Annotated in this window: 27 protein-coding genes; 9 read left to right on the top strand and 18 right to left on the bottom strand. The window is 67.4% G+C overall.

The annotated features are described in order from the left end of the window. The first annotated feature begins 34 nt into the window (after positions 1-34). Complete coding sequence (locus ACFOMD_RS06005) at positions 35-1,339, top strand: metal-dependent hydrolase family protein (protein ID WP_380858362.1); 1,305 nt, start codon at positions 35-37, stop codon at positions 1,337-1,339. A gap of 371 nt (positions 1,340-1,710) precedes the next feature. On the opposite strand, the gene ACFOMD_RS06000 is transcribed toward ACFOMD_RS06005, so the two are convergent. The 7 genes from ACFOMD_RS06000 to ACFOMD_RS05970 form a co-directional block, all read right to left on the bottom strand. Continuing rightward, positions 1,711-2,655 (bottom strand): hypothetical protein, encoded by a 945-nt coding sequence (locus tag ACFOMD_RS06000; protein WP_380858359.1) that lies wholly within the window; start codon positions 2,653-2,655, stop codon positions 1,711-1,713. A 103-nt stretch (positions 2,656-2,758) separates the two neighbouring features. Further along, on the bottom strand, positions 2,759-3,187 hold the full coding sequence (locus ACFOMD_RS05995; RefSeq protein WP_380858356.1) for a GFA family protein: 429 nt from the start codon (positions 3,185-3,187) through the stop codon (positions 2,759-2,761). Further along, on the bottom strand, positions 3,169-3,642 hold the full coding sequence (locus ACFOMD_RS05990; RefSeq protein WP_380858353.1) for a nuclear transport factor 2 family protein: 474 nt from the start codon (positions 3,640-3,642) through the stop codon (positions 3,169-3,171). The genes ACFOMD_RS05995 and ACFOMD_RS05990 overlap by 19 nt, the downstream gene beginning before the upstream one ends. Beyond that, the gene (locus ACFOMD_RS05985) at positions 3,639-4,088 is read right to left on the bottom strand and encodes a MaoC family dehydratase (RefSeq protein ID WP_380858351.1); all 450 of its coding nucleotides are present in this window, start codon (positions 4,086-4,088) and stop codon (positions 3,639-3,641) included. The genes ACFOMD_RS05990 and ACFOMD_RS05985 overlap by 4 nt, the downstream gene beginning before the upstream one ends. Positions 4,089-4,143: 55 nt before the next feature. Further along, positions 4,144-5,244 (bottom strand): redox-regulated ATPase YchF, encoded by a 1,101-nt coding sequence (ychF, locus tag ACFOMD_RS05980; RefSeq protein ID WP_380858349.1) that lies wholly within the window; start codon positions 5,242-5,244, stop codon positions 4,144-4,146. 145 nt (positions 5,245-5,389) lie between these two features. After that, on the bottom strand, positions 5,390-5,965 hold the full coding sequence (gene pth / locus ACFOMD_RS05975; RefSeq protein WP_380858347.1) for an aminoacyl-tRNA hydrolase: 576 nt from the start codon (positions 5,963-5,965) through the stop codon (positions 5,390-5,392). A 54-nt stretch (positions 5,966-6,019) separates the two neighbouring features. Beyond that, the gene (locus tag ACFOMD_RS05970) at positions 6,020-6,649 is read right to left on the bottom strand and encodes a 50S ribosomal protein L25/general stress protein Ctc (RefSeq protein WP_380858344.1); all 630 of its coding nucleotides are present in this window, start codon (positions 6,647-6,649) and stop codon (positions 6,020-6,022) included. A gap of 133 nt (positions 6,650-6,782) precedes the next feature. Between ACFOMD_RS05970 and ACFOMD_RS05965 the strand changes: the two genes are divergently transcribed. After that, entirely contained in the window at positions 6,783-7,811 is a 1,029-nt protein-coding gene (locus ACFOMD_RS05965; RefSeq protein WP_380858341.1) for a hypothetical protein, read from the top strand. On the opposite strand, the gene ACFOMD_RS05960 is transcribed toward ACFOMD_RS05965, so the two are convergent. The 3 genes from ACFOMD_RS05960 to ACFOMD_RS05950 form a co-directional block, all read right to left on the bottom strand. Further along, positions 7,808-8,473, bottom strand: a complete 666-nt coding sequence (locus ACFOMD_RS05960) for a Fe2+-dependent dioxygenase (protein ID WP_380858338.1) — start codon at positions 8,471-8,473, stop codon at positions 7,808-7,810. The two genes, ACFOMD_RS05965 and ACFOMD_RS05960, sit on opposite strands and share 4 nt — an antisense overlap. 8 nt (positions 8,474-8,481) lie before the next feature. After that, entirely contained in the window at positions 8,482-9,345 is an 864-nt protein-coding gene (locus ACFOMD_RS05955) for a TraB/GumN family protein (protein ID WP_380858335.1), read from the bottom strand. Positions 9,346-9,407: 62 nt separating this feature from the next. After that, a complete protein-coding gene (locus ACFOMD_RS05950; RefSeq protein ID WP_380858332.1) occupies positions 9,408-10,289 on the bottom strand; it encodes a LysR substrate-binding domain-containing protein in 882 nt (293 codons plus the stop codon). 124 nt (positions 10,290-10,413) lie between these two features. Between ACFOMD_RS05950 and ACFOMD_RS05945 the strand changes: the two genes are divergently transcribed. After that, positions 10,414-10,560, top strand: a complete 147-nt coding sequence (locus ACFOMD_RS05945) for a hypothetical protein (RefSeq protein WP_380858329.1) — start codon at positions 10,414-10,416, stop codon at positions 10,558-10,560. Positions 10,561-10,627: 67 nt separating this feature from the next. Further along, entirely contained in the window at positions 10,628-12,301 is a 1,674-nt protein-coding gene (locus ACFOMD_RS05940) for a dipeptidyl-peptidase 3 family protein (protein ID WP_380858326.1), read from the top strand. Positions 12,302-12,438: 137 nt separating this feature from the next. Here the strand turns inward: ACFOMD_RS05940 and ACFOMD_RS05935 are convergent, their stop codons facing one another. The 5 genes from ACFOMD_RS05935 to ACFOMD_RS05915 all read right to left on the bottom strand — a co-directional run bounded on the left by ACFOMD_RS05935 (position 12,439) and on the right by ACFOMD_RS05915 (position 17,203). Then, positions 12,439-12,804: a lysozyme inhibitor LprI family protein gene (locus ACFOMD_RS05935; RefSeq protein WP_380858324.1), complete on the bottom strand. Its 366-nt coding sequence runs from the start codon at positions 12,802-12,804 to the stop codon at positions 12,439-12,441. Between the two features lie 98 nt (positions 12,805-12,902). Continuing rightward, positions 12,903-13,718: a cytochrome c1 gene (locus tag ACFOMD_RS05930; protein WP_380858321.1), complete on the bottom strand. Its 816-nt coding sequence runs from the start codon at positions 13,716-13,718 to the stop codon at positions 12,903-12,905. Between the two features lie 9 nt (positions 13,719-13,727). Next, the gene (locus ACFOMD_RS05925; RefSeq protein WP_380858318.1) at positions 13,728-15,044 is read right to left on the bottom strand and encodes a cytochrome b; all 1,317 of its coding nucleotides are present in this window, start codon (positions 15,042-15,044) and stop codon (positions 13,728-13,730) included. A 4-nt stretch (positions 15,045-15,048) separates the two neighbouring features. After that, entirely contained in the window at positions 15,049-15,597 is a 549-nt protein-coding gene (petA, locus tag ACFOMD_RS05920) for a ubiquinol-cytochrome c reductase iron-sulfur subunit (protein WP_380858316.1), read from the bottom strand. Positions 15,598-15,718: 121 nt separating this feature from the next. Then, positions 15,719-17,203 carry a flavin-containing monooxygenase gene (locus ACFOMD_RS05915; RefSeq protein ID WP_380858313.1) on the bottom strand — a complete coding sequence of 495 codons (1,485 nt, stop codon included), beginning with the start codon at positions 17,201-17,203 and terminating at the stop codon, positions 15,719-15,721. 98 nt (positions 17,204-17,301) lie between these two features. On the opposite strand from ACFOMD_RS05915, the gene ACFOMD_RS05910 reads away from it, so the two are divergent. From ACFOMD_RS05910 to ACFOMD_RS05900, 3 genes are all read left to right on the top strand, one after another. Next, on the top strand, positions 17,302-18,237 hold the full coding sequence (locus ACFOMD_RS05910; RefSeq protein ID WP_380858310.1) for an ABC transporter ATP-binding protein: 936 nt from the start codon (positions 17,302-17,304) through the stop codon (positions 18,235-18,237). Further along, the gene (locus ACFOMD_RS05905; RefSeq protein WP_380858307.1) at positions 18,234-19,004 is read left to right on the top strand and encodes an ABC transporter permease; all 771 of its coding nucleotides are present in this window, start codon (positions 18,234-18,236) and stop codon (positions 19,002-19,004) included. The genes ACFOMD_RS05910 and ACFOMD_RS05905 overlap by 4 nt, the downstream gene beginning before the upstream one ends. 193 nt (positions 19,005-19,197) lie before the next feature. Further along, a complete protein-coding gene (locus ACFOMD_RS05900) occupies positions 19,198-19,521 on the top strand; it encodes a UrcA family protein (protein ID WP_380858304.1) in 324 nt (107 codons plus the stop codon). A gap of 188 nt (positions 19,522-19,709) precedes the next feature. On the opposite strand, the gene ACFOMD_RS05895 is transcribed toward ACFOMD_RS05900, so the two are convergent. After that, complete coding sequence (locus ACFOMD_RS05895) at positions 19,710-20,453, bottom strand: LytR/AlgR family response regulator transcription factor (protein WP_380858301.1); 744 nt, start codon at positions 20,451-20,453, stop codon at positions 19,710-19,712. Continuing rightward, positions 20,440-21,558: a sensor histidine kinase gene (locus ACFOMD_RS05890; protein WP_380858298.1), complete on the bottom strand. Its 1,119-nt coding sequence runs from the start codon at positions 21,556-21,558 to the stop codon at positions 20,440-20,442. The genes ACFOMD_RS05895 and ACFOMD_RS05890 overlap by 14 nt, the downstream gene beginning before the upstream one ends. Positions 21,559-21,708: 150 nt before the next feature. Here ACFOMD_RS05890 and ACFOMD_RS05885 point away from each other — a divergent pair, with 150 nt between their 5' ends. Together ACFOMD_RS05885 and purT are read left to right on the top strand one after the other, a co-directional pair. Further along, positions 21,709-22,917, top strand: a complete 1,209-nt coding sequence (locus ACFOMD_RS05885) for a hypothetical protein (protein ID WP_380858296.1) — start codon at positions 21,709-21,711, stop codon at positions 22,915-22,917. Between the two features lie 176 nt (positions 22,918-23,093). Beyond that, positions 23,094-24,263 carry a formate-dependent phosphoribosylglycinamide formyltransferase gene (purT, locus tag ACFOMD_RS05880; protein ID WP_380858293.1) on the top strand — a complete coding sequence of 390 codons (1,170 nt, stop codon included), beginning with the start codon at positions 23,094-23,096 and terminating at the stop codon, positions 24,261-24,263. Here purT and ACFOMD_RS05875 read toward each other — a convergent pair. Further along, the gene (locus tag ACFOMD_RS05875) at positions 24,260-24,766 is read right to left on the bottom strand and encodes a hypothetical protein (protein WP_380858290.1); all 507 of its coding nucleotides are present in this window, start codon (positions 24,764-24,766) and stop codon (positions 24,260-24,262) included. The two genes, purT and ACFOMD_RS05875, sit on opposite strands and share 4 nt — an antisense overlap. Positions 24,767-24,785: the final 19 nt, after the last annotated feature.

Genomic DNA, 24,785 nt, shown 5'->3' with positions numbered 1-24,785 from the left:
TGCACACCGTCTTCCTCAACGGGGAGGCGGGACGATGAAGAAAGTTGCGATGCTGGTAGCGGTGATGATGGCGGCGCCGGCCGTGGCGCAGACCACCTCGACGACCCTGATCCATGCCGGCACCCTGATCGCGGTGCCGGGGCAGGCGCCCAAGGCCCGGCAGACGATCGTGGTGCAGGGCGGGCGCATCGTCGCGGTGCGCGACGGCTTCGTCACCGAGCCCGGCGCGACGGTGATCGACCTCGGCGACCGCTTCGTGCTGCCCGGTCTGATGGACATGCACGTTCACCTCGACGGCGAACTGGGGCCGAGCAACGAGCTCGACGGCGTGAAGCTGAGCGACCAGGATCTGACCCTGCAGGCGGCGATGTATGCCGAGCGGACCCTGCAGGCGGGGTTCACCACGGTGCGCAACCTCGGCGGGTCGCCGGCGATCAAGGCGCTGCGCGATGCGGGGGCGAAGGGCCGGGTGGCGGCGCCGACCATCGTCGATGCGGGCACGATGATCTCGGTCACCGGCGGACATGGCGACGTCCATGGCTACAGCGAGGCGGTGACGGCGGTGCTGCGGCGCGGGGCGACGACCTGCGACGGCGCCGCCGATTGCGCGAAGCTGACGCGCGAGGTGATCCGGCGCGGCGCCGACGTGGTGAAGATTGCGTCCACCGGCGGCGTGCTGAGCAGCGTCGCCGGCGGCCTCGGCCAGCAGATGAGCGATGCCGAGATCAAGGCGGTGGTCGACAGCGCGCATGCCTTCGGCCGCAAGGTCGCGGCACATTCGCACGCCAAGGACGGCATCGACGCGGCGTTGAAGGCCGGGGTCGATTCGATCGAGCATGGCAGCTTCACCGACAAGGACAGCATCGCGCTGTTCAAAAAGTCGGGCGCCTATCTGGTGCCGACCTTGCTGGCGCCGCACGATGTCATCGCCAACATCGACAAGCTCGGGATTTCGCCCGCGTCGGCGGCGAAGGCACGCGAGGCGGCGAGCAACTCGTTCGCGAACACCAAAGCCGCCATCGCCGCCGGCGTGAAGATCGCCTTCGGTACCGACACCGGCGTGTCGCCGCACGGCGGCAACGCGCGCGAATTCAAGTTGCTGGTCGATGCCGGGATGACGCCAGCGCAGGCGATCCGCTCGGCGACGGTCAGCACCGCCGACCTGCTCGGGCGGTCGGCGACGATCGGCACGATCGAGGCGGGGAAGCAGGCGGACATCATCGCCGTCGCCGCCGACCCGCTCGCCGACGTCACCGCGCTGGAGAAGGTCGACTTCGTGATGGCGCGCGGCGTCGTCCACAAGCAGGGCGGCGCGCGGCAGGCGTTCGCGGCGAAGTAAGCCTCAGCGGGGTGGTTGGCAGCCCTGTGGGCTTAGCTTCCCGCGGTTTTTGCGCCACTCGCGATACCGTGCGGCCGGGATTTCGACTGTGACGGTGTCGCCAACGCGACAGCCATGCGCGCTGGCAGATTGACGACGAGCTGCCGGCCAGATTCCGTGCGGATGACCGCGGCAACGTAGGTGCCCCAGAATCTGTCGGTCGTTCTGAACGACATCACCGTGCCTGGGATTCTGTCGGTGGGGACGGCGGGGCGGAGCAAAAAATGGGCGATGAGTATAGCGAGCGCGATTGCCGTTAGCAGCGCGGGTATGTTGCTGAGCCACGTGGTAAGTCGCTCCCGCCAGATCGCGCTCTTGATCCTGTTCACTCGCTACTCCGGCGCACAGGTCGCGAGCTGTGCCAAAGTTTCGTCAATTAGCGGCCTCACCTCCGCCTGCTTCAGCGCGGCGAGCTGATCGGGGCTGCGGGTCTTGCCCGCCTCGGCGGCGATCAGATAGCCGAGATAATAGCCGTAGCGCGCCGGCAGCGCGGTATCCGGCTTCCCGTTGCTGAACAGCACGCGGTAGTCCTTCGGCGCGGTCGATTCGAGGTGCTTGCACATATCGCAGACGGCCAGGGTCCGGTCGCCATCGACGGCTGCGCGCAAGGGGGTGGGCCAGTTGAGCAGCAGCTCGTCGTCGGTGGCCTTGGGGTTCAACTGGACGGCGGCGTAGACGGCGAGGCCTTCGGTCCAGAGGGCGCACCACACCGGCTGGCACTCGGGGAAGGTGCGGCCGTGCATCAGGTGGAACAGCTCGTGGTGGAAGAAGGGCTGCGCCGAGATGTTGGCGTAGTTCTTGGCCATCACGTCGGCGCCGAACAGCAGCCGCACGCCCTCGGGCAGGTCGCGGGTGCCCCCGTCGAACTCGCCGATGCTGTTGACGAGGTAGATCGGCGGATAGCCGGTCATCGGGCCGAAGCGCGCCTCGTAGCTGGCGAGCGCGGGCGCGAACAGCGCGGCGAAATCGCGGCTCATCGCGGCGATGGCGTCGCGCTTCTCGGGGTAGGTCTTCAGCGCCTTGAGGAGGTGTTCGTCGTAGCGCTCAGGACCGGGGAGGCCCATGCGCTGATGGTCGTAGAAGCCGGGGATGAGCTTGGCGAAGGCGGCCTTGAAGGCGGCGACACGCTCGGCGTCGGGCAGCGCGGCGGTGCGGTCCCACTCGCGGGCGAAATCGTCGGTGAGGTCGATGAGTTGGAGCTTGCCGGTGGCGGGCGCGGCGAGCGCCGAACTTCCGACCAGCAGCGCGGCCGCCAGCATCGCAGATCGCAGGATCATCAGGCCCTCCCCCGTTGACGGCGCATCTTAGGCGAAGCGCGCCGGCGCCCCAATGGGAGGGTTCATTTTTTACTGCACACTGGTGGCGAACCGGGCGTCGCCGTCAGCGGGTTTCAGCATCCCAGGGGGCGCCGGTCGTCGGCAACCAGTCATGGCGATGTGCGCCGTAGACCGCCTTGGCCGGCGGCGGGAACAACGGATCGGCGAAGGCGCCGACCGCGACCGCCACCACGCCCGGCTTGCGGTGGGGGTACCAGAAGGGCGTGCCGCCACAGGCCGGGCAGAAATGGAAGCTGAGGTCGTGGCCGCTGTCCGAGCCGCGGACATAGCGTTGCGAGTCGCCGGTGACCTCGATGTTGGCGGTGTCGAAGAAGGCGGCGATGCCGAAAGGCGATCCGGTGCGGCGCTGGCAGGCGGGGCAGTGGCAGAGCGAGACCGAAATCGGCTCGCCGCGGCAGCGGATGCCGAGCTGGCCGCAACCGCAGGTGGCGAGGCGTTCGACCTCGCCCGCCATCAGTCCATCGTCGCGCAAGCGGCGCTGCCTTCGCAGGCGAGCGAGACGAAGCTTTCGTTCTTGAGGCGCCAGCCGTCGGGGGTGGGCAGCCACATCGCCTGATAGACGCCGGAGAGGCGCATGGTGCCGTCGGGCTTGTTCCAGGTGCCGACCCAGGTGCCGGTCTCGGCGGCGCGCTTGCCCGAGGCACCGATGGTCACCTTGGTGGGAGTGCGGACGTAATGGACGAAGGTGGGGTCGGCGAAGGTGGTGCCGATGCGGGTGAGGAAGGCGTCGAGGTCGGACGGCGCACCCGAGGAGCCGGGCATGATGGTGAAATCGGGCAGATAGTGGGGGCGCATCGCGGCGGCGTCGTGCGCGGCGATGGCGGCGTTCGACTCGGCGCGGCGGGCGCGGATCTGGGCTTCGGGGTCGGCGGCGGTCGCGGGCATGGCGGCCATCATCGCCGCGGCGAGGGCGATGGCAAGCTTCACGCCGCCGGACGCCGGCGGACGAGGCCGATGCTGAGCATCGTCATTACCGGCTCGTCATGCTGGTTGAAGACGGTGAGACGGTTGTGCGTCGAGCCCATGTCGGGCTTGCTGCGCGAGGGGCGGACGTCGATGATCTCGGCTTCGACGCGCAGCGTGTCGCCGGGGTAGACGGGCTTCAGCCAGCGCAGCTCGTCGAGGCCGGGCGAGCCGAGGCCGGCGCTCTTTTCCTTCTCGATATTGTCGACGAGCATCCGCATCGTCATCGCGCAGGTGTGCCAGCCCGAGGCGGAGATCCGCCCGAAATAGGTCTGCGCGGCGGCCTCGTCGGAGAGATGGAAGGGCTGCGGGTCGTATTTGGAGGCGAACTCCAGCACTTCCTCGCGCGTCACTTCATAGCGGCCGAACGACGCGCGCGAGCCGATTTCATAATCTTCGAGATATTTCATGCCCGCACTCTAGCCGAAGCGGGGTCCCCTCAAAGTACCACTTTGAGGGGGGCGATCAGACGTTGAAGCGGAAGTGCATGACGTCGCCGTCCTGCACGACATATTCCTTGCCTTCGAGCCGCAGCTTGCCCGCGTCGCGCGCGCCGGCTTCGCCGTTCAGGCGGACGAAGTCCTCGTAGGCGATGGTCTCGGCGCGGATGAAGCCCTTCTCGAAGTCGGTGTGGATGACGCCGGCGCCCTGCGGCGCGGTCGAGCCCTTTTCGAGCGTCCAGGCGCGGGCTTCCTTGGGGCCGACGGTGAAGAAGGTGATGAGGTGGAGCAGGTCGTGGCCGGCGCGGATGACGCGGGCGAGGCCGGTTTCGCTGAGGCCCAGGTCGGAGAGGAACGCCGGGCGGTCGGCGGGGTCCATCTGCGAGATTTCCGCCTCGATCGCGGCCGAGATGACGACGGCGGCGGCGTTCTCGGCGGCGGCCTTGGCGGCAACGCGGGCGGAGAATTCATTGCCGTCGGCAGCCGAGCCTTCCTCGACGTTGCAGACGTAGAGCACGGGCTTGGCGGTGAGGAGCTGCGCCTGATCGAGCACGCGCTTTTCCTCGACGTCCTTCGGGTCAGTGAGGCGGGCGGGCTTGCCTTCGCGCAGCAGGTCGAGCGCCTGGCCGAGCACCGAGGCGGCGATCTTCGCTTCCTTGTCGCCCTGCTGCGCCTTCTTCTGGAAGGCGGGGACGCGCTTTTCGAGGCTTTCGAGGTCGGCGAGCATCAGCTCGGTCTCGACGGTCTCGGCATCGGCGAGCGGATCGACCTTGCCCTCGACATGGGTGATGTCGTCATCCTCGAAGCAGCGCAGCACATGGACGATGGCGTCGACCTCGCGGATGTTGGCGAGGAACTGGTTGCCGAGGCCTTCGCCCTTCGAGGCGCCGCGCACCAGGCCGGCGATGTCGACGAAGCCGAGCTGCGTCTCGATGATCTTGGCGCTGCTGGCGATGCGCGCCAGTTCGGTCAGGCGCGGATCGGGCACGGGCACCTGCCCGACGTTGGGCTCGATGGTGCAGAAGGGATAGTTCGCGGCCGCGGCCGCGGCCGTCTCGGTCAGCGCGTTGAAGAGCGTCGACTTGCCGACGTTGGGAAGCCCGACGATGCCGCAGCGAAAGCCCATGTTTCTCTACCTACCTTCTCAATTCGTCATGCCCGCGCAGGCGGGGATCCATTGGCGCCGACCGTTGGAAGGTCAGCCGTGACGATCGTCGTGCCCATCGCCGCGCGTCGGCGGTAATGGATCCCCGCCTTCGCGGGAATGACGATCAAAGTTCGCCCATGCGCAGGGCGATATCGTTCATGAAGCGGGCGTCGTCGCCCTTCAGCAGCCAGTCGACCTCGGCCGCCACCGCGCCCAAGAGGTCGGGCACCCAGCCGTCGAGCTCGGTGCGCGAGAAATTGCCGAGCACATGGCCGGTGACCCGATCCTTGTGCCCCGGATGGCCGATGCCCAGCCGCACCCGGCGGAAGTCCTCGCCGATATGCGCCGCCATCGAGCGGATGCCATTATGGCCTGCCGCCCCGCCGCCGGTCTTCATCCGCACCTTGCCCGGCGCGAGATCGAGCTCGTCGTAGAACACGGTCACGTCGGCGGGGGTGAGCTTGTAGAAGCGCATCGCCTCGCCGACCGCGCGGCCCGATTCGTTCATCCAGGTGGTGGGCTTGAGCAACAGCAGCTTCGAGTCGCCGACACGGCCTTCGGCCGCCAGACCCTGAAACTTGACCCGCCACGGGTCGAAGTGGTGCACCTCGGCAATGGCGTCAGCCGCCATGAAGCCGATGTTGTGCCGGTGCAGCGCATATTGCGCGCCCGGATTGCCCAGGCCGACGAGGAGCTGCATCGGGGTGGTGGCCGCCGGGCCGGCACGCGGAGGCGCGCCGGCCCGGACAGCGACTTACTCGGCTTCCGCCTGCTCGCCTTCGGCGGCATCGGCAGCAGCGTCTTCCTCCGAACGAAGCGCCGACGGGATCGCGATCGTGGCGACGGTGAAGTCGCGATCGGTGATCGTCGGCTTCACATTGCCCGGCAGCTTGAACGCCGAGATGTGGATCGACTCGCCGACATCGAAGCCGGCCAGCGACGCGACGAGATCGTCGGGGATCGCGTCGGCCGGGCAGGTAACCTCGACCTCGTGACGCGAAATGCTGAGCACGCCGCCCTTCTTCAGGCCCGGGCTCTTCTCCTCGTCGGTGAAGCGCACCGGAATCGACACGGTGACCGTGGCGTTCTTGGCGACGCGGAAGAAGTCGACGTGGATCGGACGGTCGGTGACCGGGTGGAACTGCACGTCGCGCGGCAGGGTGCGCTCGATGCCGTTGCCGGTGTCGATCTCGACGACCGTGTTCATGAAGTGACCGGTCTGCAGCATCTTCACGAGGAGCTTCTCCTCGACGTGGATGCTCACCGGATCCTTCTTGCTGCCGTAAATAACGGCGGGGACGCGGCCTTCACGACGCACGGCACGGGAGGCTCCCTTGCCAGCCCGTTCGCGCGCTTCGGCCGTCAGCTTAAGCGCTTCGCTCATGATAATCTCCAAACAGCATAAGCCCGGCACGCCTCCAGGGATGACCATGCCGGGGAGCGCGCGCAGTAACGGAAGAGGGGCGGAAAGGCAAGGTCGGCTTCCGTGACGCTGCGGCGGCGGCTATAGCCCGGTCATGTCGGACTTCGCCGCGCGGCTGCGCCACGATCCCAGCCTCTATCCGCACAGCCTCGAGCCGGTGAGCGATGCCTTGCTGATGGTCGAGATGTCGCCGGAAAGCTTCGCCGCGGCAAGCTTCCTCGATCAGCGCATTCTGGGGCCGCAGACGCCGGGGCGCTGGGCGGCGGCGCAGGCGATCGACGCGACGATGGCCGAGGTGGCCCACGGGCCGATCGGCTATATCTTCCATATTGGTCATGTCGGATCGACACTGCTGGCGCGGATCATGGGGGCGCATGCCGCCGTCCATTCGCTGCGCGAGCCGGCGACGCTCAGGACGATGGCGCGATTGCTGCCCGATCTTGAGACGGCGGAAAGCCAGATTTCCCCCGCCGCGTTCGAGCGGCGGCTGGCGACGCTCGCCAAGCTTTGGGGGCGAACCTACGCGCCGGGGCAGCGGACGATCGTCAAGGCGACGAGCTTTGCCAGCGAGCTGGCCGAGCGGCTGCTGGCGCTGCCCGCCGCGACGCCGTCGCTGGCGATGCATGTAAAACCCGAGGTCTATATCGCCAGCATCCTCGGCGGCGAGACTTCGCGGCAGGAGCTGCAGACGTTGGTGCAGCCGCGGCTGCGGCGGCTGCACAAGCGGCTCGGCGCCGCGGCGTGGCGGCTCTATGAGCTGGGCATCGGCGAACGCGCGGCGGCGAGCTGGGCGAGCGAGATGGTGACGTTGGAAAGCGTCGATGCCGGGCGCCTGAGCTGGATCGATTTCCAGGCGTTTCTCGCCGACCCGCAGGCCGGGCTGGCGACGGCATTCGCGGCGACCGGCTTTGCGGTCGATGCGGTGGAGGTGGCAGCGATCGCGACGGGTCCGTTGATGACGCGCTATTCGAAGGGGCCCGAGCACGCCTACACGCCCGAGTTGCGCGGGCAGGTGCTCGACCAGGCGCGCGAGGAGCATGGCGCCGACATCGCGCGCGGCATGGCGTGGCTGGAGGCGGCAGGGCGCGATCATCCGCTGATCGCGAAGGCGCTGGACCGTTAGTTCTCGGCCCAGTTCCTGAGCAGGCACATCTGCACCCGCTGCAGCCGGGTGTAATTCTCCCAGCTCATGTTGAGGCCTTCGAGCGCCGCGACCTCGTTCAGCTCGTAGAGCAGGTCGCGCTTCTCGCCGCTGGCGATGCGGCTTTCGATGAAGGTGAGGCCGACCAGCCGTTCGCCGCGGGTGACGGGCATCACCTCGTGGAGGGTGTTCGACGGATAGACGATCGCCGAGCCGGCGGCGCCCTTGATGGTGACTTGGCTGGTGCCGAGGTTCACCACCAGCTCGCCGCCGTCATAGCTCTCGGGCGCGGTCAGGTAGATCGTGCAGCTGAGGTCGGAGCGCAGCGGGCGGCCGCTCGGCTGCTGCATGAAGGCGACATCGGTGTGCGCGCCATAGCCGCCGCCGACGCCATATTTGGTCAGCCAGGGCTGCGCCATCGTCTTCGGGAAGGCCCAGTTGTTGAATTCCTCGCTGCGGCGGAGCGCGTCGAACATGATCTGCGACGAGCGCTTGTAGGCCTCCGGATCGGCGAGGATCAGGTTCTGCTTCACCTTCGAATGCGGGTTGGTGGCGCGGCCGTCGACGAACTTCGCCGTCGCGCCCATGTGCACGAGCTCGGCGATTTCGTCCGCGGTCAGCAGCTCGGGAATTTCGAGGAACATGGCCGTCGTTATTCCACGCGTTCGGCCTTCAGTCCACCACGGGCGAGCACCGCCTGCACGCTGTCCGGGCCGGCGAGGTGGCCGGCGCCGACCGCGACGAACACGGTGCCCGGCTGCGCCATGCGCCCCTTGATCCAGCTGGCCCAGCGCGTGTTGCGGTCGGTCATCAGCACCTTGGCGAGCCGCGGCGTCTCCTTCATCGCGGCGGTCATCTCGGTGCCGATCGCCGCGTCGTCGCCCTTCGCCCAGCTGTCGATCATGCCGCGCATCCGCGCCTTCATGTCGGGCCATTGCTTCAGGGTGGCGGTCAGGAAGGCGCGCTGGTCGGGCTCGGGCAGCTTGTCGAAATAGCCCATCTGCTCGGCGACGGTCTCGAGGCCGACAATGCGCTTGCGCGCGCTCTCCGCGCGGGTGGTCAGCTGCTTTTCGACGCCGTGGCGGCCGTCGAGGCCGAGGCTGCGGAACTGCTGCATCGACAGCATCAAGGTCGCCAGCCAGGTTTCCATCGCGTTCAGGGTCTGCGTGGCGATGCCGGCCTCGCGCGCGGCGGTGGTGAGGCGCGGCCGCTCCGGCGGCGCGACGCGCTGCGCCAGCGGCGGGTGGCCGTCGGAAAAGCCGAGCGCCATCATGACCGGCGCGAGGTCGGCTTCGTTCTTCGGCGCGATCATCTCCAGCACCAGTGTGTCCGACTTTTCGAAGGCGGTGCGAATCTCGCCGTCGTACCAGGGAATGCCCGGCGGCAGGGCATGGACGCTGCCGAACAGGTAGATGGTGGTGTCGGCATCGCTGACCTTCCACAGCGCGGGCGCGGCGTGCGCGGTCGGGACGACGACGGCGGACAGCAGCAACGCGACGAGCGTACGACGGATCATTCTTGTCCTTCGGGGAAAGCGGGGCGGGGCCGGCTTCTTCTATCGCCCTGCGCCGCCAGCGGCTAGCGGGCGATCTCGGCGAGAATCCAGTCGCGAAAGGCGCGGACTTTCGCCGAGCGGTGTTTGGCCTCGGGATAGACCAGCCAGACGCCGCCGGGCGCCTGCCGGCCAAGGATGTCGAAGGGGCCGATGAGCCGCCCGCGGGCGATCTCGTCGGTCCAGAGCCTGGCGTCGAGCAGCGCGACGCCCTGGCCGCTGAGCGCGGCGTTGCCGTCGAGCTGCTGCATGTTGAAGCGCAGCGCCGGGCGCATCGCGATGTCGCCGGCCTCGACCCCGGCGGCGGCGAACCACGCCGCCCACCAGGGGTCGTCAGGGCCGATCAGCGGGGCGTTCAGCAGGTCGGCGGGGGTCTTGAGGTCGAGCCTCGCGAGCAGATCAGGGCTGGCGTAGGGCTTGAAGGTCCAGTCCATCAGCTCATGGGTGGTCAGGCCCGGCCAGACGCCGAGGCCGCCGCGCAGCGCGACATCGACATCCTCGCGGGCGAAGTCGACGAGATGGGTGGATATCTCCAGCTTCACGGCGATTTCGGGGTGCGCCATCTGGAAGCCGCCGAGCCGCTTCGCCAGCCAGTTCGAGGCGAAAGTGTGCAGCGAGTTGATGACGAGCACACCCTCGCGGTCGTCCTTCGCCGCCTCGAACGCGCCGCCGAGCAGGTCGAGCGCCTGCGTGGCTGCGGGCGCAATACGCGCGCCGATCTCGGTCAGTTCGACATTGCGGGGCCCGCGGAGGAACAGCGGCGCGCCGACGCGCTCCTCCAACAATTTCACCTGATAGCTGACCGCCGCCTGCGTCATGCCGAGTTCGGCGGCGGCCCGGGTGAAATTGAGGTGCCGCGCGGCAGCCTCGAAGACGCGGACGGCGGAGAGAGGCGGCAATCTGCGCATCGCATGGCAATAAGCACAGCTTATGGTTTCATGTCGAGAACGAGTTGGTAAGAATAGCCGCCAACCGGCATCTTCTCCCTACCGACGACGGGCTTCCCCCTCGACGATCGACGGGAGACAGACAATGCGCGATAGCATCGACCTTATCGTTCTTGCCGAACATGGCCATCAGTGGGTCGAATGGCTCGGCAGGCTCGGCCATCGCATCCACCTGGCGTTTCGCTGGGCCGGCGCCGCGTTCGCCACCAAGGGAATGAACAGCTTTCTCTGACGCTTGCGCGGTGGGCGGCGGACGCTAGAGTCGCGGGATATCGTCCTAAACGAACGAGCATCCCGCCATGCGCAGCACCCCCTTCATCGCCCTGCTCCTCGCCACCGCCGCCTGCGGCGAGGCCGACAATAGCGGCCAGCAGGCGGCGAGTGGCGAGACGAGCGCGGCCAGTTCGCTGACCGCCTCGCGCGCCAAGATCGCGCGCATCGAGATGGCGCCCGATCTCAGCTTCCTGTCCGCCGAAGACAAACAGGTGGTAAACCTGCTGATCCAGGCCGGCAATTTGATGAGCGAGATTTACCTTCGCCAGGTGAGCGAGGAGAATCCGCAGGTCCGCGCCGCGATCGAGGCGGGCAACGCGCCCAACAAGGCGGCGCTGCTCGACATGTTCGACCTGCATTTCGGGCCGTGGGACAGTCTGGCGGAAGGCGAGCCCTTCTTTGGCGACAAGCCGCAGCCGGCGGGCGCGGGCTTTTACCCCGCCGACCTGACCAAGGCCGATTTCGACGCCTATCTTGCCGCCAACCCGGCGGAGAAAGCGGCGTTGACCTCGCCCTATACGGTGGTGCGGCGCGACGGCGCCAAGCTGGTCGCGGTGCCTTATTCGCAGGCTTACAAACAGTGGCTCGAGCCGGCGGCGAAGCTGCTCGACCAGGCGGCCGACATCACCAGCAACGCCAGCCTGAAGCGCTTCCTCAAGCTGCGCGCCACCGCCTTCCGCACCGATGACTATTTCGAGTCGGAGCTGGCGTGGATGGACCTGGAGGATACGCCGATCGAGGTCGCGATCGGGCCTTGCGAGGTCTACACCGACGGCCTCTACGGCGCGAAGACCGCGTTCGAAGCCTTCGTCACGGTGAAGGACCCCAAGGAGTCGGCGGCGCTCGACAAGTACAAGCGCTATCTGCGCGACATGGAGGCGAATTTGCCGGTCGCCGACGGGCTGAAGAATTTCCAGCGCGGGTTCGAGTCGCCGATCGTGGTGGTCGAGCAGGTGCACGGCGGCGGCGACAATGTGCCGGGCGTGCAGACCGTCGCCTTCAACCTGCCCAACGACGAACGGGTGCGCGAGGCGAAGGGCGCGAAGAAAGTGATCCTCGCCAACGTGCTGGGCGCCAAATATGAGCGCATCCTCAAACCGATGGCGAGCCTCGTGCTGGTCCCCGAGCAGGCCGGTTTCGTCAACGAGAAGTATATGACCCTCGAGACGGTGTTCCACGAACTGTCGCACAGCCTCGGGCCGGGCAGCATCGTGGTGAACGGCCGCAAGACCACGGTCGACAAGGAGCTGAAGGAACTGAACAGCGGCATCGAGGAGGCGAAGGCCGACGCGATGGGCGTGTGGAACATCGCCTTCATGATGTCGAAGGGCGAGATTCCGGCGGCAGAGAAGCCGCAGCTCTACGCCACCTATCTTGCCGGCCTGTTCCGCGCGATGCGCTTCGGCATCGATGAGGCCCACGGGCAGGGCGCGGCGGCGCAGTACAGCTACCTGAAGGCGAAGGGCGCGTTCGCGTGGGATGAAGGCGCCAAGCGCTTCCGCGTCGACGATGCGAAGATGGAGACGGCGGTGCGCGATCTCGTCGGCGAATTCGTCAAGCTGCAGCACGCCGGCGACTATGCCGGGGTGCAGGCCTTCTACGCGAAATACGCCAAGCTCGACGCGCATGCGGAAAGCGTGATCGCGTCGATGGCGGCGATCCCGGTCGATATCCAGCCGGTGTATCCGGAGAAGGTGTAGGCGGGGCAGAGCGGCCACAGCCTCGCTTTTTACTGTCATCCCCGCGAAGGCGGGGATCCACTATCGAGCCTACCCCAGATCAGGAGTGGGTCCACGCCTTCGCGGGGATGACAAATCGGGCGTGGCGAAGTTGCGGCCTATTCCAGCACGCCGAATGCCTCGTCGAAGTTTTCGACACGGGCCCGGTTGAGCGTGGCGGTGCAGGCGAGGACCGCCAGGGTGCCGCCGCTGACGCCGGGTTTGGCGGTGCCTTCGAAGCGGCAGTGCTCCTGCCGGTAGAGCAGCCACGCGCTCTGCGATTTGCGGAGCTGGGTGCGGTGCTCCATCGGCGTCTGCGCGACGAGGCGGCGATAGGCTTTGGCGAGATCGGCCTCGCTGTCGGCGAGGTCGGTCTTGCACGCCGCGACCTTCGCCGAACTGGCGGCGCCGGCGATGTCGCAGGCGGCCATGGCGGGGGCGGCGAAGCAGGTTGCGGCCAGCGCGGCGATGATCCGGACGTTCATGTCGCTGTCGTAGCAACCGCCACGATGGCCCCCAAACGAAAAGGGCCGCCTCCTTTTATCGGAAGCGGCCCTTTTCGTTCGGTTTGCCTGCCCGGCGCCTAGTGCGCGCCGCTCTTCAGGTCCGCCCACACCCGGCGGTAGGCCAGGTAGGAGAGGAAGGTGAGGATGAGCAGGAAGAACACCACCGCGACGCCGGTGCGCTTGCGCACCTCCGCCTTCGGCTCGGCGGCCCAGGCGAGGAACGCCGTGACGTCGCGCGACATCTGGTCGACGGTCGGCTTCGGCTGGCCCTCGGCGTAGGTCACCTGACCTTCGCTGGTCAGCGGCGCCGGCATCGCGATGTTGATGTTCGCGAAATAGGGGTTGTAGTGCAGCCCCTGCGGCACTTCGTGGCCCGCCGGCGGCTTGCCATAGCCCACCAGCAGCGAGTGCAGGTAGTTGGTGCCGTCGTTGCGCGCCTTGGTGATCAGCGAGAGATCGGGCGGCAGCGCGTTGTTGTTCGCGGCGCGCGCCATCACCTCGTTGGCGTAGGGGCTCGGGAAGTAGTCCGACGCCACGCCCTTGCGGGTCGAGGCTTCGCCGGTCTTCTCATCGATCGACGGCACGTCATAGGCCTTGGCGATCGCCTTCACCTCAGGCTCCGAGAAGCCGATGTCGGTGAGGTTGCGGAACGCGATGCGCTCGAGGCCGTGGCAGGCCGCGCAGACCTCCTTGTAGACTTGGAAGCCGCGCTGCAGCTGCGCCCGGTCGAAGGTGCCGAACACGCCGTCCTGCGCCCACGATACCTTCATCGGGTATTTGTGGAGCGCGTGCGTCGGGTCGGGCTGCGACGCTTCGCGCGGGGCGAAGGCGCCGAACATCAGGGCGACGACGAAGATGCCACCGATGGCGTAGGAAATGAGACGTCCAAGCATCGGTGCCCCCTATTCGGCCGGGTTCTGGCCGGCGACCGCGCCGGTCGGCTGGCTGACGGCTGCGCCGGCGCCACCCTTCTTCGCCAATACCGCCTCGGTGATCGAGTTCGGCAGTGGCAGCGGCCGCTCCGTCTTCGATACCCAGGGGATCAGCACCAGGAAGTGCAGGAAGTAGTAAGCCGACGCGAGCTGGCTGATCCGCACATAGGGCTCCTCGGCCGGCGCGCCGCCGACCCAGCCCAGGATCAGCACGTCGACGATGAGGATCCAGAACAGCATCTTCATGCGCGGACGGTAGGTCGCCGAGCGAACCGGCGAGCTGTCGAGCCACGGCAGGAAGAACAGCAGCAGGATGGCGGAGAACATCGCCATCACGCCCCAGAGCTTCGCTGGGATGAACAGGAAGTCCACCGTGAAGGCGCGCAGGATCGCGTAGAACGGCCAGAAATACCATTCAGGCACGATGTGCGACGGCGTCGAGAGCGGGTTCGCCGGGATGTAGTTGTCGGCGTGGCCCAGCGCGTTCGGCAGGAAGAACGCCACGATGGCGAACAGCAGCAGGTAGACGCAGAGCCCGAAGCCGTCCTTCGCGGTGAAGTAGGGGTGGAACGGGATGGTGTCTTCCGGCCCCTTCACCTCGATGCCCGTTGGGTTCGAAGAGCCCGGAATGTGCAGCGACCAGATCTTCAGGATCACCACGCCGGCGATGACGAACGGCAGCAAATAGTGGAGCGAGAAGAAGCGGTTCAAGGCAGCGTTGTCGACCGCGAAGCCGCCGAGCAGCCACGACACGATGGTGTCGCCGACGATCGGGATCGCCGAGAACAGGTTGGTGATGACGGTGGCGCCCCAGAAGCTCATCTGGCCCCACGGCAGCACGTAACCCATGAAGGCGGTGGCCATCATCAGCAGGAAGACGACGAGGCCGAGCATCCAGACGACCTCACGCGGCGGCTTGTACGATCCGTAGTAGAGGCCGCGGAAGATGTGGATGTAGACCACGATGAAGAAGAAGCTGGCGCCGTTGGCGTGGAGATAGCGCATCATCCAGCCGCCGTTGACGTCGCGCATGATGTGTTCGACCGAGTCGAAGGCCACCTGCGTGTTCGCGCCATAATGCATCGCCAGGACGATGCCGGTGATGATCTGCACGACGAGCGCGAAGCCCGACAGCACGCCGAAGTTCCACCAATAGTTGATGTTCTTCGGGACCGGATAACCCGCACCCAGCGAGTTGTAGACGAGCCGCGGCAGCGGAAGCCGCGAGTCGACCCATTTCATGAACGGGTGCGACGGCTCGTAATGCTTTGCCCAGGGAAAGCTCATGGCGTTATCCGATCTGCACGAGCGTGTCTGACTTGAAGGCGTATTCCGGCACCTCGAGGTTGGTCGGGGCCGGGCCTTTACGGATGCGCGCCGCGGTATCGTAGTGCGAACCGTGGCACGGGCAGAAATAGCCGTTGTAGTCGCCGCGAACCTCGCCCTCGGCGGCGCCGAGCGGCACACAGCCCAGGTGGGTGCAGACGCCCAGCGTCACCAGCCAGTTCTGCTTCCCTTCCTTGGTGCGCTCACCCAGCGTCTGCGGGTCGCGCAGTTCCGAGATCGGCGTCGCGTTGGCGGCCTGGATCTCGGCGGGGGTGAGGTTGCGGATGAACACCGGCTTGCCGCGCCAGCTCACCTTGATCGCCTGACCGGTCTGAACCGACGCCAGATCGACCTCGATCGAGGCCAGCGCCAGCACGTCGGCCGACGGGTTCATCTGGTTCACCAGCGACCAGGCGGCGGCGCCACCGCCGACGGCCGCGAAGGCACCCGTTGCTACGTAGATGAAGTCGCGGCGGCGGACGCCGTCCTCGCCGACCGATTCAACTGCTGCCATCTTTTCGTCCCTGACTGTACGCCGCGGCCGCTCGCGCAGCCGCAGTGCCCCCTTTGCGGAAGTCGAGCGCCTGATAGCCGCCCGCAAGCGCAAAGGGCAATGGGCATTTTAGACGCAAGACTTAGGCAAGGACGCGCTTTTCGGCACTCTGTGGCGGATTGGTGAAGCGCATGGTGCCGTCATCGACCTTTCCGTAGCGCAAGGTCATCAGGTCGAGCGCGTAATTCTGGTAGAGTTTCCAGGGCTTGGTCTTGCCCTGCTTGGGCAGCACGTCGAGCGCGCGCTGGACGTAGCCCGACGAGAAATCAAGGAAGGGCTCGACCTCGACGCCGGCGTCGCGGTGCGGGGTGGCGATCTTGGTGCCGCTCGCCTTCAGATGGTTGAGGATACGGCAGACATATTCGCAGGTGAGGTCCGCCTTCAGCGTCCAGGAGGCGTTGGTGTAGCCGAAGGACGAGGCGAGATTGGGCACGTCGCTGTACATCATGCCCTTGTAGCTCAAGGCATCGGACAGGTTGCGGACCTGCCCATCGACGCTGAACTCGACGCCGCTGAGCAGTTGCAGCTTCAGCCCCGTCGCGGTGACGACGATGTCGGCCGGAAGGGTGGCGCCCGAGGTGAGCTTCAGCCCTTCGGGGACGAAGCGGTCGATCTGGTCGGTGACCACGTCGGCGCGGCCGTCGCGGATCGAATCGAACAGGTCGGCGTCGGGGACGAGGCAGAGGCGCTGGTCCCACGGGTTGTAGCGCGGGGTGAAATGCGTCGCGACGTCATAGTCGGGGCCGAGCGCGTCCTTCACCATCGCGACGAGGCGCTGCTTGGTCTGCTCAGGGCGCTTGCGGGCGAGATTGAAGAACAGCATGCCGAGCAGGACATTCTTCCAGCGCACCAGCTGATAGGCGAGCATCGCCGGGAGCTTCGAGCGCAGCCAGTTGGCGAGCCGGTCCTCGGCGGGGCGCGACACCACATAGGTCGGCGAGCGCTGCAGCATCGTCACCTGCGCGGCGTCCTTCGCCATTTCGGGGACGAGCGTGACGGCGGTGGCGCCGCTGCCGATGACGACGACGCGCTTGCCCGCATAGTCCAGCCCCTCGGGCCAGAATTGCGGATGGACGATCCGCCCGGCGAAGTCGGCCTCGCCGTCCCAGGTCGGGCGATGGCCTTCGGCGTAATTATAATAGCCGCTGCACATGAACAGGAAGGCGCAGGTGAAGGTGACCGGCGTCGCGTCCGGCCCGACGGTCGCCTCGACCGTCCAGCGCGCCTCGGCGGTCGACCAGGCGGCGCGGGTGACGTGGTGGTTGAAGCGGATATGGCGATCGATGCCGTAGTGGGCGGCGGTGTCGCGGACATATTTCAGGATCGACGGACCATCGGCGATCGCCTTCGCCTCGCGCCACGGCCGGAAGGCGTAGCCGAGCGTGTACATGTCCGAGTCCGAGCGGATGCCGGGATAGCGGAACAGGTCCCAGGTGCCGCCGATGTCGGGGCGCCCCTCGAGGATCAGGTAGGACCGATCGGGGCAATTGGCCTGGAGATGATAGCCCGCGCCGATGCCGGAGATGCCGGCGCCGACGATCAGCACGTCGAAATGTTCAATCGTCATGACACTGACTGTCTCATACTCGTGGATGCCTCGCGACCTACCCAAAGGGAGGTTAAATGAACGGCGAATCGCCCGGAGCGGCGTGTTTGGGGAGTATTATGGCGTCGGTGATCTCGATTTCGGGGCTGACCAAGACCTATGCGGGCGGATTTCAGGCGCTGAAAGGCGTCGACCTCGACATCCGCCGCGGCGAGATTTTCGCGCTGCTCGGGCCGAACGGGGCGGGCAAGACGACGCTGATCTCGATCGTCTGCGGCATCGTCACGGCGTCGTCGGGGACGGTCACCGCCGATGGGCATGACGTGGTGCGCGACTATCGCGCGGCGCGCACCCGGATCGGGCTGGTTCCGCAGGAGCTGACCACCGACGCCTTCGAGAGCGTCTGGGCGACAGTGAGCTTCAGCCGCGGCCTGTTCGGCAAGCCGCGCGACGACGCCTTCCTCGAAAAGCTGCTGCGCGACCTGTCGCTGTGGGACAAGCGCAAGTCGCGGATCATGGAGCTGTCGGGCGGCATGAAGCGCCGGGTGATGATCGCCAAGGCGCTCAGCCACGAACCCGAGATCCTGTTCCTCGACGAGCCGACCGCCGGTGTCGACGTCGAGCTGCGGCGTGACATGTGGAACCTCGTGCTGGGGCTCAGGGACCGCGGCGTCACCATCATCCTGACCACGCATTATATCGAGGAGGCCGAAGAGATGGCCGACCGGGTCGGCGTCATCTCGAAGGGCGAGCTGATCGTCGTCGAGGAGAAATCCGAGCTGATGAAGAAGCTGGGGCGCAAGGAGCTGACGCTCAATCTTGCCGAGCCGCTGGCGGCGCTGCCGCCGGAGCTGGGCGAGTGGGCGCTGACCTTGGGCGCCGACGGCAACGAGCTGCACTATGAGTTCGACGCCAATGCCGAGCGGACGGGGGTGCCGTCGCTGCTGCGCCGAATGAGCGACCTCGGCATCGGCTTCAAGGACTTGCACACCAAACAAAGCTCGCTCGAGGACATCTTCGTCGGGCTGGTTCGCCAGAAGAAGGACGCGGCGTGATGGGCTTCAACGGACGCGGCGTCTGGGCGATCTACCGGTTCGAGCTGGCGCGCTTCGGGCGCACGGTGTGGACGAGCCTGATTACGCCGGCGATCACCACCTCGCTGTATTTCATCGTGTTCGGCGCGGCGATCGGCTCGCGGATGACCGAGATCGGCGGCGTGCCCTATGGCGCGTTCATCGTGCCGGGGCTGATGCTGCTGTCGATGCTGACCGAGAGCATCTCCAACGCCTCCTTCGGCATCTACATGCCGAAATGGTCGGGGACGATCTACGAGCTGCTGTCGGCGCCGCTGTCGCCGTTCGAGACGGTGATCGCCTATGTCGGGGCGGCGGCGACCAAGTCGGTGATCATCGCGCTGGTGATCCTCGCCACCGCGCATCTGTTCATCGACATCAACATCGTTCACCCGGTGTGGATGATCGCGCTGCTGCTGCTGTTCGCGGTCACCTTCTGCCTGTTCGGCTTCGTGATCGGCATCTGGGCGAAGAGCTTCGAGCAGCTGCAGGTGATCCCGCTGCTGATCGTGACGCCGCTCACCTTCCTCGGCGGCGTCTTCTATTCGATCGACATGCTGCCGGGCATCTGGCGGACGGTGACCCTGTTCAACCCGGTCGTCTATCTGATCAGCGGCTTCCGCTGGAGCTTCTACGGCACCGGCGACGTGGCGATCGAATACAGCCTCGCGATGGTCGGCGGCTTCTTCGCGCTGTGCCTGCTCGCGGTGTGGGTGATCTTCCGCACGGGGTACAAGCTCAAGGCCTGAGCTTACCGGGGCGTCATCGCAGGCGCTTGGTCGCTACATATGTAGCATCTGTCGCGACGAACGACATGCGCCGAGCGTGCGGTCGTTTCGGTCGAGGCATGAGCGTGGGCGGTCTGCGACGGGTGTAGCAGGGTGAGGCGCGGCGGGTCCGATGGTCGGATCAGGCGGCGCGAACCCCTGTCGGAGACCCCCGATGAAAGCCCCCCTCCTGTTCGCTTTCGCCAGCATGGTGCTCGCCACCTCGGCCAATTGCCAGACCCTCCAGCCGCGCACCGCGCGCGTCGCCTATGCCGACCTCGATCTCGCCAGCGCCGCCGGCCAGGCGACGCTCGACCGCCGTCTCGACGCGGCGGCGGACAGCGTCTGCGGCCAGAACGGCTTCGTCGATCTCGCCGGCCTGCGCGCCATCGATGCCTGCCGCGGCAAGGCGGTGGCCGGTGCCCGCGCGCAGATGATGACCGCCGGCGCCGGCACCATTCAGTTCGCTTCCGTCGAGGTCTCCTCCGAAGGGCGTTGATCCCCCTCTGACCCGGCACCCTTCGGTGCCTCGACGAAAGACGGGCGGCTCCCCTTGGCCGCCCGTCTTTTTGCTTCTGCCCGTCATCCCCGCGAAGGCGGGGACCCAGCACGGCAAATGGCGCCCGCTGCGCGGGCATGTTTGTTTGTGGACTGGGTCCCCGCCTTCGCGGGGATGACGATCTTGGCTTAACGCCCGACCATCGTTCTGGCGTTGGCCAGATACGTCCGCCCGATGCGCAGCGAGCGGCCGTCGCCCATTTCGGCGGTCCAGGCGCCGCAGCCGTCGTGCTTCAGCCCGACGATGCGGTCGCGTCGCGCAATGGTCGAGCGGTGGAGGCGGATGAAGGCGGCCGGATCGAGCCGGCGCTCGAGCTCGGTGATCGTCTGGTGGAGCAGGTAGGAACGCGGGCCGACGTGGAGGCGCATGTAATCGCGCTCGGCCTCGATCAGGTCGATATCGGCGGCGGGCACGCGGATGATCTCGGCGCGGTGCGGCACCCAGAATTCGGTCGACCATTTGGAGGCGGGCACCGGCGCGCTGCTGCCGCCGCTGCCGAGCTGGGCGCGGACGCGGGTGACCGCGCGCTCCAGCCGCTCGGGCGACACGGGTTTGAGCAGATAGTCGACCGCGGCCACGTCGAAGGCGGCGACGGCGAACTGGTCGAAGGCGGTGACGAAGATGATCGCCGGGCGCTGCGCCAGCGTTTCGAGCGCGCGGGCGACGCCGATGCCGTCAAGGCCGGGCATGGCGATGTCGAGCAGCAGCAGCTCGGGCTGCAGCGCCTCGACCATGCGCAGCGCGGCCTGCCCGTCGGTGGCGGTGCCGACGAGCTGCAGGCCGGGGACGCGGGCGCAGAGAATCTGCAGGCGCTCGACGGCCAGGGGCTCGTCGTCGACCAGCAAGGTGCGAAGCGGTTTAGTCTCGGTCATGGAATTCCAGCGGCATCGTCAGCACGACGCGCCACCCCCCCTCTTTCCGTGGACCCGATTCGCATTGTGCCGTGCGGCCGAACCGCGTGTCGAGCCGGTCGGAGACGTTGCGCAGGCCGACGCCATGGCCGGGCTCGGTCGGGCCGTCGCCCTTGCCGTCATCCTCGACGATCAGCTGCATGCGGCCGTCGAGCGCGCGGGCGCGGATGCTGAGGTGCACCTTCCCGGTGCTGCGCGACACGCCGTACTTGATGGCGTTTTCGACCAGCGGCTGGAGGATGAGGCCCGGCACGCGCGCCGTCTCCAGCGCGGGCGGCACGTCGATCTCGACGTTGAGGCGGCGCGGGAAGCGCACGCGCTCGATGTCGAGATAGAGCTTCTGCAGGCGGATCTCGTCGGCGAGGCTGACGTCCTGCGCCGGGTCCGAGGTGAGGCTGGTGCGGAAGAAGGTGGAGAGATTCATGATCATCCGCTCCGCCTCCTCCTCGCGCTTGGCCATGACCAGCGAGGACAGCGCATTCAATGTGTTGAACAGGAAGTGCGGATTGACCTGATAGCGGAGCGCGCGAAGCTCGGCGGTCTGCGCCTCGTTGCGATATTGCGCCGCCCGCCGTTCGACGACCTGAACGCGCGTCGCATAGGACAGGGCGACGTAGAGCACCGCCCAAGCGGCGATGAAGAAATACCAGCCACTCGCCGCCCACAGGATCATCGACAAGGTCGAGCCCTCGTCGGGCTTCTTCTCCGCCATCTCCACCAGCATCGTGTCGGGGAGCATGTAGTAGAAGGCGATGTGGTTGATGGTGGCGTAGGCGATGGTGATCGGGATCGAGGCGAGGAACGCCGTGCCGAGCAGGTAGCGCGTCGAGCGCCCGTCGGCGGCGCGCAGCACGAAATAGAGCAGCGCCGAGAGCCCCATGCCGGCGAGCGTCACGACGGCGCGCCGCTCCATCATCCACAGCTGGTCGGGCGCGTGGGCGAACCAGTTCTTCAGCGTGTTGAGGAAGAAATAGAACAGCCAGAAGCCGACGATCGACAGCGCGGTGGCGCGCCACGGCACGCGAACGGGATCGGCAAAAGACTGGTTCAGGGCGTTGTTGGCCATCTCCCGTTCATAACGCGAGGTTTACGCCAAGGCGTCAACGGCCGGCTGCACCGGTCGAAAGTGAACGGTCGTTGGTCGAAGCCGGCGGCCGATGAGGCCGTGCGGCCCGGATTTCCTCCGGTATTTGCCGCCGGGAAAGGGAGTTAACCCTTGGAAACGCCGCCGTCGATCGCGCCCGATCGCGACCCTTTCGCCGTCGATGCCAATGCGCCCGTTCTGGGCGAACGCGCCAACCCTACACAGGCGCGGGAATGGATTCTCGACTGCCTGGCCCGCGCGGGCGGCAGCGAGGCGCTGATCGCGCCGGGCGCGTTGAGCGCGCTGGCCTATGCGGCGGACGGATCGGGTAGTCGGCTGCGGCAGCTGGCGTCGGCGGCGTGGCGGCATGCGCGCGAGGCCGGTGCGAGCCGGATCGAGATGGGGCATGCGCGGCGAGCGATTGCCGCGGGCGAGGCGGAAGCCGCGCCGCTGGTGCTGGGTCCGGCGGTCGGGATGGGGCCGGCGGTTGCGCCGGTTGTGGTGATGCCGGAGGCGGATGAGCCGGTGGTCGCGGCGCCCGCGCCGGAGCCTGAACCTGTCGCGGAGATCGCGGCACCGCCGGTGATCGCCGTGGCCGAGCCGGTCGACGATATCCCTCCGCCGCCCGTCGTGATCAGCGAGCCGGTGCGTGTCGCGCCGGCCGAGCCGCTGTCGCCGCCGCGGCGCTCGCGCTGGGGGGTGCTGATGCTGGCCGGCGCCTCGGCGGCGGCGGGCGCCGTCGCGGTGTTCATGCTGCGGCCAGCCCCGACGAACGAGACGGTGTTCGTCGAGCCCGAGCCCGTGGTCGCGCTGAGCGAGGCGCCGATGCGGGCGCCGACGCCGGCGGCGGAAGCGCTGCCCGAGGACGTGGTGGCGGACGCGCCGGTCGCGGTGGTGTCCGAGCCGATGGTGGAGCCTCTTGCACCGCCGCTGGTCGTTGTTGCCGAGCGGCCGAAGCCGGTAGCGCGCGAGGTGGCGGTGACCCCGAAGCCCAAGCCCGCGGCGCCGCAGATCGTGTTGCGCTACGCCAGCGATCAGCCGGGTGCGGCGGAGGCGGCGTCGCGGGTGGCGGCGCTGCTGCGGGCGCGCGGGCATGATGTGAGCGCGGTGCGTGGCGCGTCCAATCGGGTGCGGCAGGCGAGTGTTCGCTATGCCGACGGCGATCAGGCGGCGGCCGAATCGGTGAACGACGCCTTCGAGACGCTGCTGCGTGCCTATCAGCCGAATGTCGCGAGCCTCGCGATTGCGGGCGACGCGGCGCCGGGGACGATCGAGCTGTGGCTGCCCGATTCGGCGGCCACGGCCGCGCGACCGCTTCGTACGGATGGGCCGCCGGTTTAGGGCGAAGCTCCAGTACCTCATGATCGTCATACGGGCGAAAGCCGGTATCCAGACCGGCCGTCGAGCTGGATACCGGCTTTCGCCGGTATGACGGGAGGGGAGAGAGCGAAGCGGCGGTTGGCGCTGACCGCGCTTGGTCCTAAGGAGCGCGGGTCCACAGCGAAGGGGCGCCCGCGATGCCGTTCACCAAGAAGATTCTGCTGCTCGGCTCGGGTGAGCTCGGCAAGGAGTTCGTCATCTCGGCGAAGCGGCTGGGCGCCTATGTGGTGGCCTGCGACAGCTATGCGGGTGCGCCGGCGATGCAGGTGGCGGACGAATCGGACGTGTTCTCGATGCTCGACGCGGACAAGCTGCGCGCGGCGATCACCAAGCACGCCCCCGACCTGGTGGTGCCCGAGGTCGAGGCGATCCGCACCGAGGTGCTGCGCGATGTCGAGGCGGAAGGCGTCACTGTCGTGCCGTCGGCGCGCGCGACTTACATGACGATGAACCGCGACCGCATCCGCGAGCTGGCGGCTGTCGATCTGGGGTTGCGCACCTCGCGCTACCGCTACGCCGAAAGCCTTGAGGAGGTGCTGGCGGCCGCCGAGCACAGCGGGCTGCCCTGCGTGATCAAGCCGGTGATGTCGTCATCGGGCAAGGGACAGAGCACCGTGCGCGAGGCCGGGGAACTGGCGGCGGCGTGGGAGTACGCGGTCGCCAACATGCGCGGCGACCGGCGGCGGGTGATCGTCGAGGAGTTCATCGCCTTCGATTACGAGATCACCCTGCTGACCGTGCGCACGCGCGAGGGCGTCCTGTTCTGCGAGCCGATCGGGCATCGCCAGGAGCGGGGCGACTATCAGGAATCATGGCAGCCGACCGCGATGTCGCCCTCGGCGCTGGCGGCGGCGCAGGACATGGCGCGGAAAGTCGTCGATGACCTCGGCGGTTACGGCATCTACGGCGTCGAATTCTTCGTGGCGGGCGACGAGGTGATCTTCTCCGAACTGTCGCCGCGCCCGCACGACACCGGGATGGTGACGTTGATCTCGCAGAACCTCAGCGAGTTCGACCTGCACGCGCGGGCGGTGCTTGGGCTGCCGATTCCCAACATCACGCTGCGCGGGTCGTCGGCGTCTGCGGTGATCCTCGCCGATCGCGAGTCGGCGGATTTCGCGTTTGAAGGCGCCGCCGAGGCGCTGGCGACGCCGGGCGGCGAGATCGACCTGCGGCTGTTCGGCAAGCCGACAACGCGGCCCTATCGGCGGATGGGCGTGGCGCTGGCGACCGCCGCCTCCACCGACGAAGCCCGAAGGCTCGCGGCGGAAGCGGCGGCGAAGGTGTCGATCACCTACCGCGATTAGCGGCAGCTGACCTTGTTGCGGTCGAGCGCCCGGCCGCCGACACCGCCGGCAACCGCGCCGATGATCGTGCCGAGCGTCTTCGAGCCGCCCGGCGCGATGATGTTGCCGAGCGCGCCACCGGCGAGGCCGCCGATAATCAGGCCGGTCGTGCCGTCGGCGCGGCGGCAGTAATATTGCCCGTTCTGGCCGCGGTAGACGCGGTCGTTGTAGGCGAGCTGCCGCGGCTGGTAGTAGCTGCCGTCGCGGTAATAGCGGTCGGCGTAATAGTTGCCATAGCGCGGGTCGACGCGGTTGTAGTCATAGCTGCGGTAGCCGCGCCAATCGTCGCGGCGCGCCTCGCGATAGTCCTTGCGGGCGTCGCGCACGTCCTTGCGATATTCCTTCTCCGCCTTGCGGACTTCCTTGCGATATTCCTTGCGATCGCCGGGATCGGCGAAGGCGGCAGCGGACGGAACGGTCGCCAGCATGCTCGCGGCGACAAGGGCGGTGGTCAGTTTACGCATCTCAGGGCCTCCACTTCGG

It is taken from the genome of Sphingoaurantiacus capsulatus (assembly GCF_042648405.1).
Lineage (GTDB): Bacteria > Pseudomonadota > Alphaproteobacteria > Sphingomonadales > Sphingomonadaceae > Sphingoaurantiacus > Sphingoaurantiacus capsulatus.
This window is presented reverse-complemented; position numbering and strand designations above follow the sequence as displayed.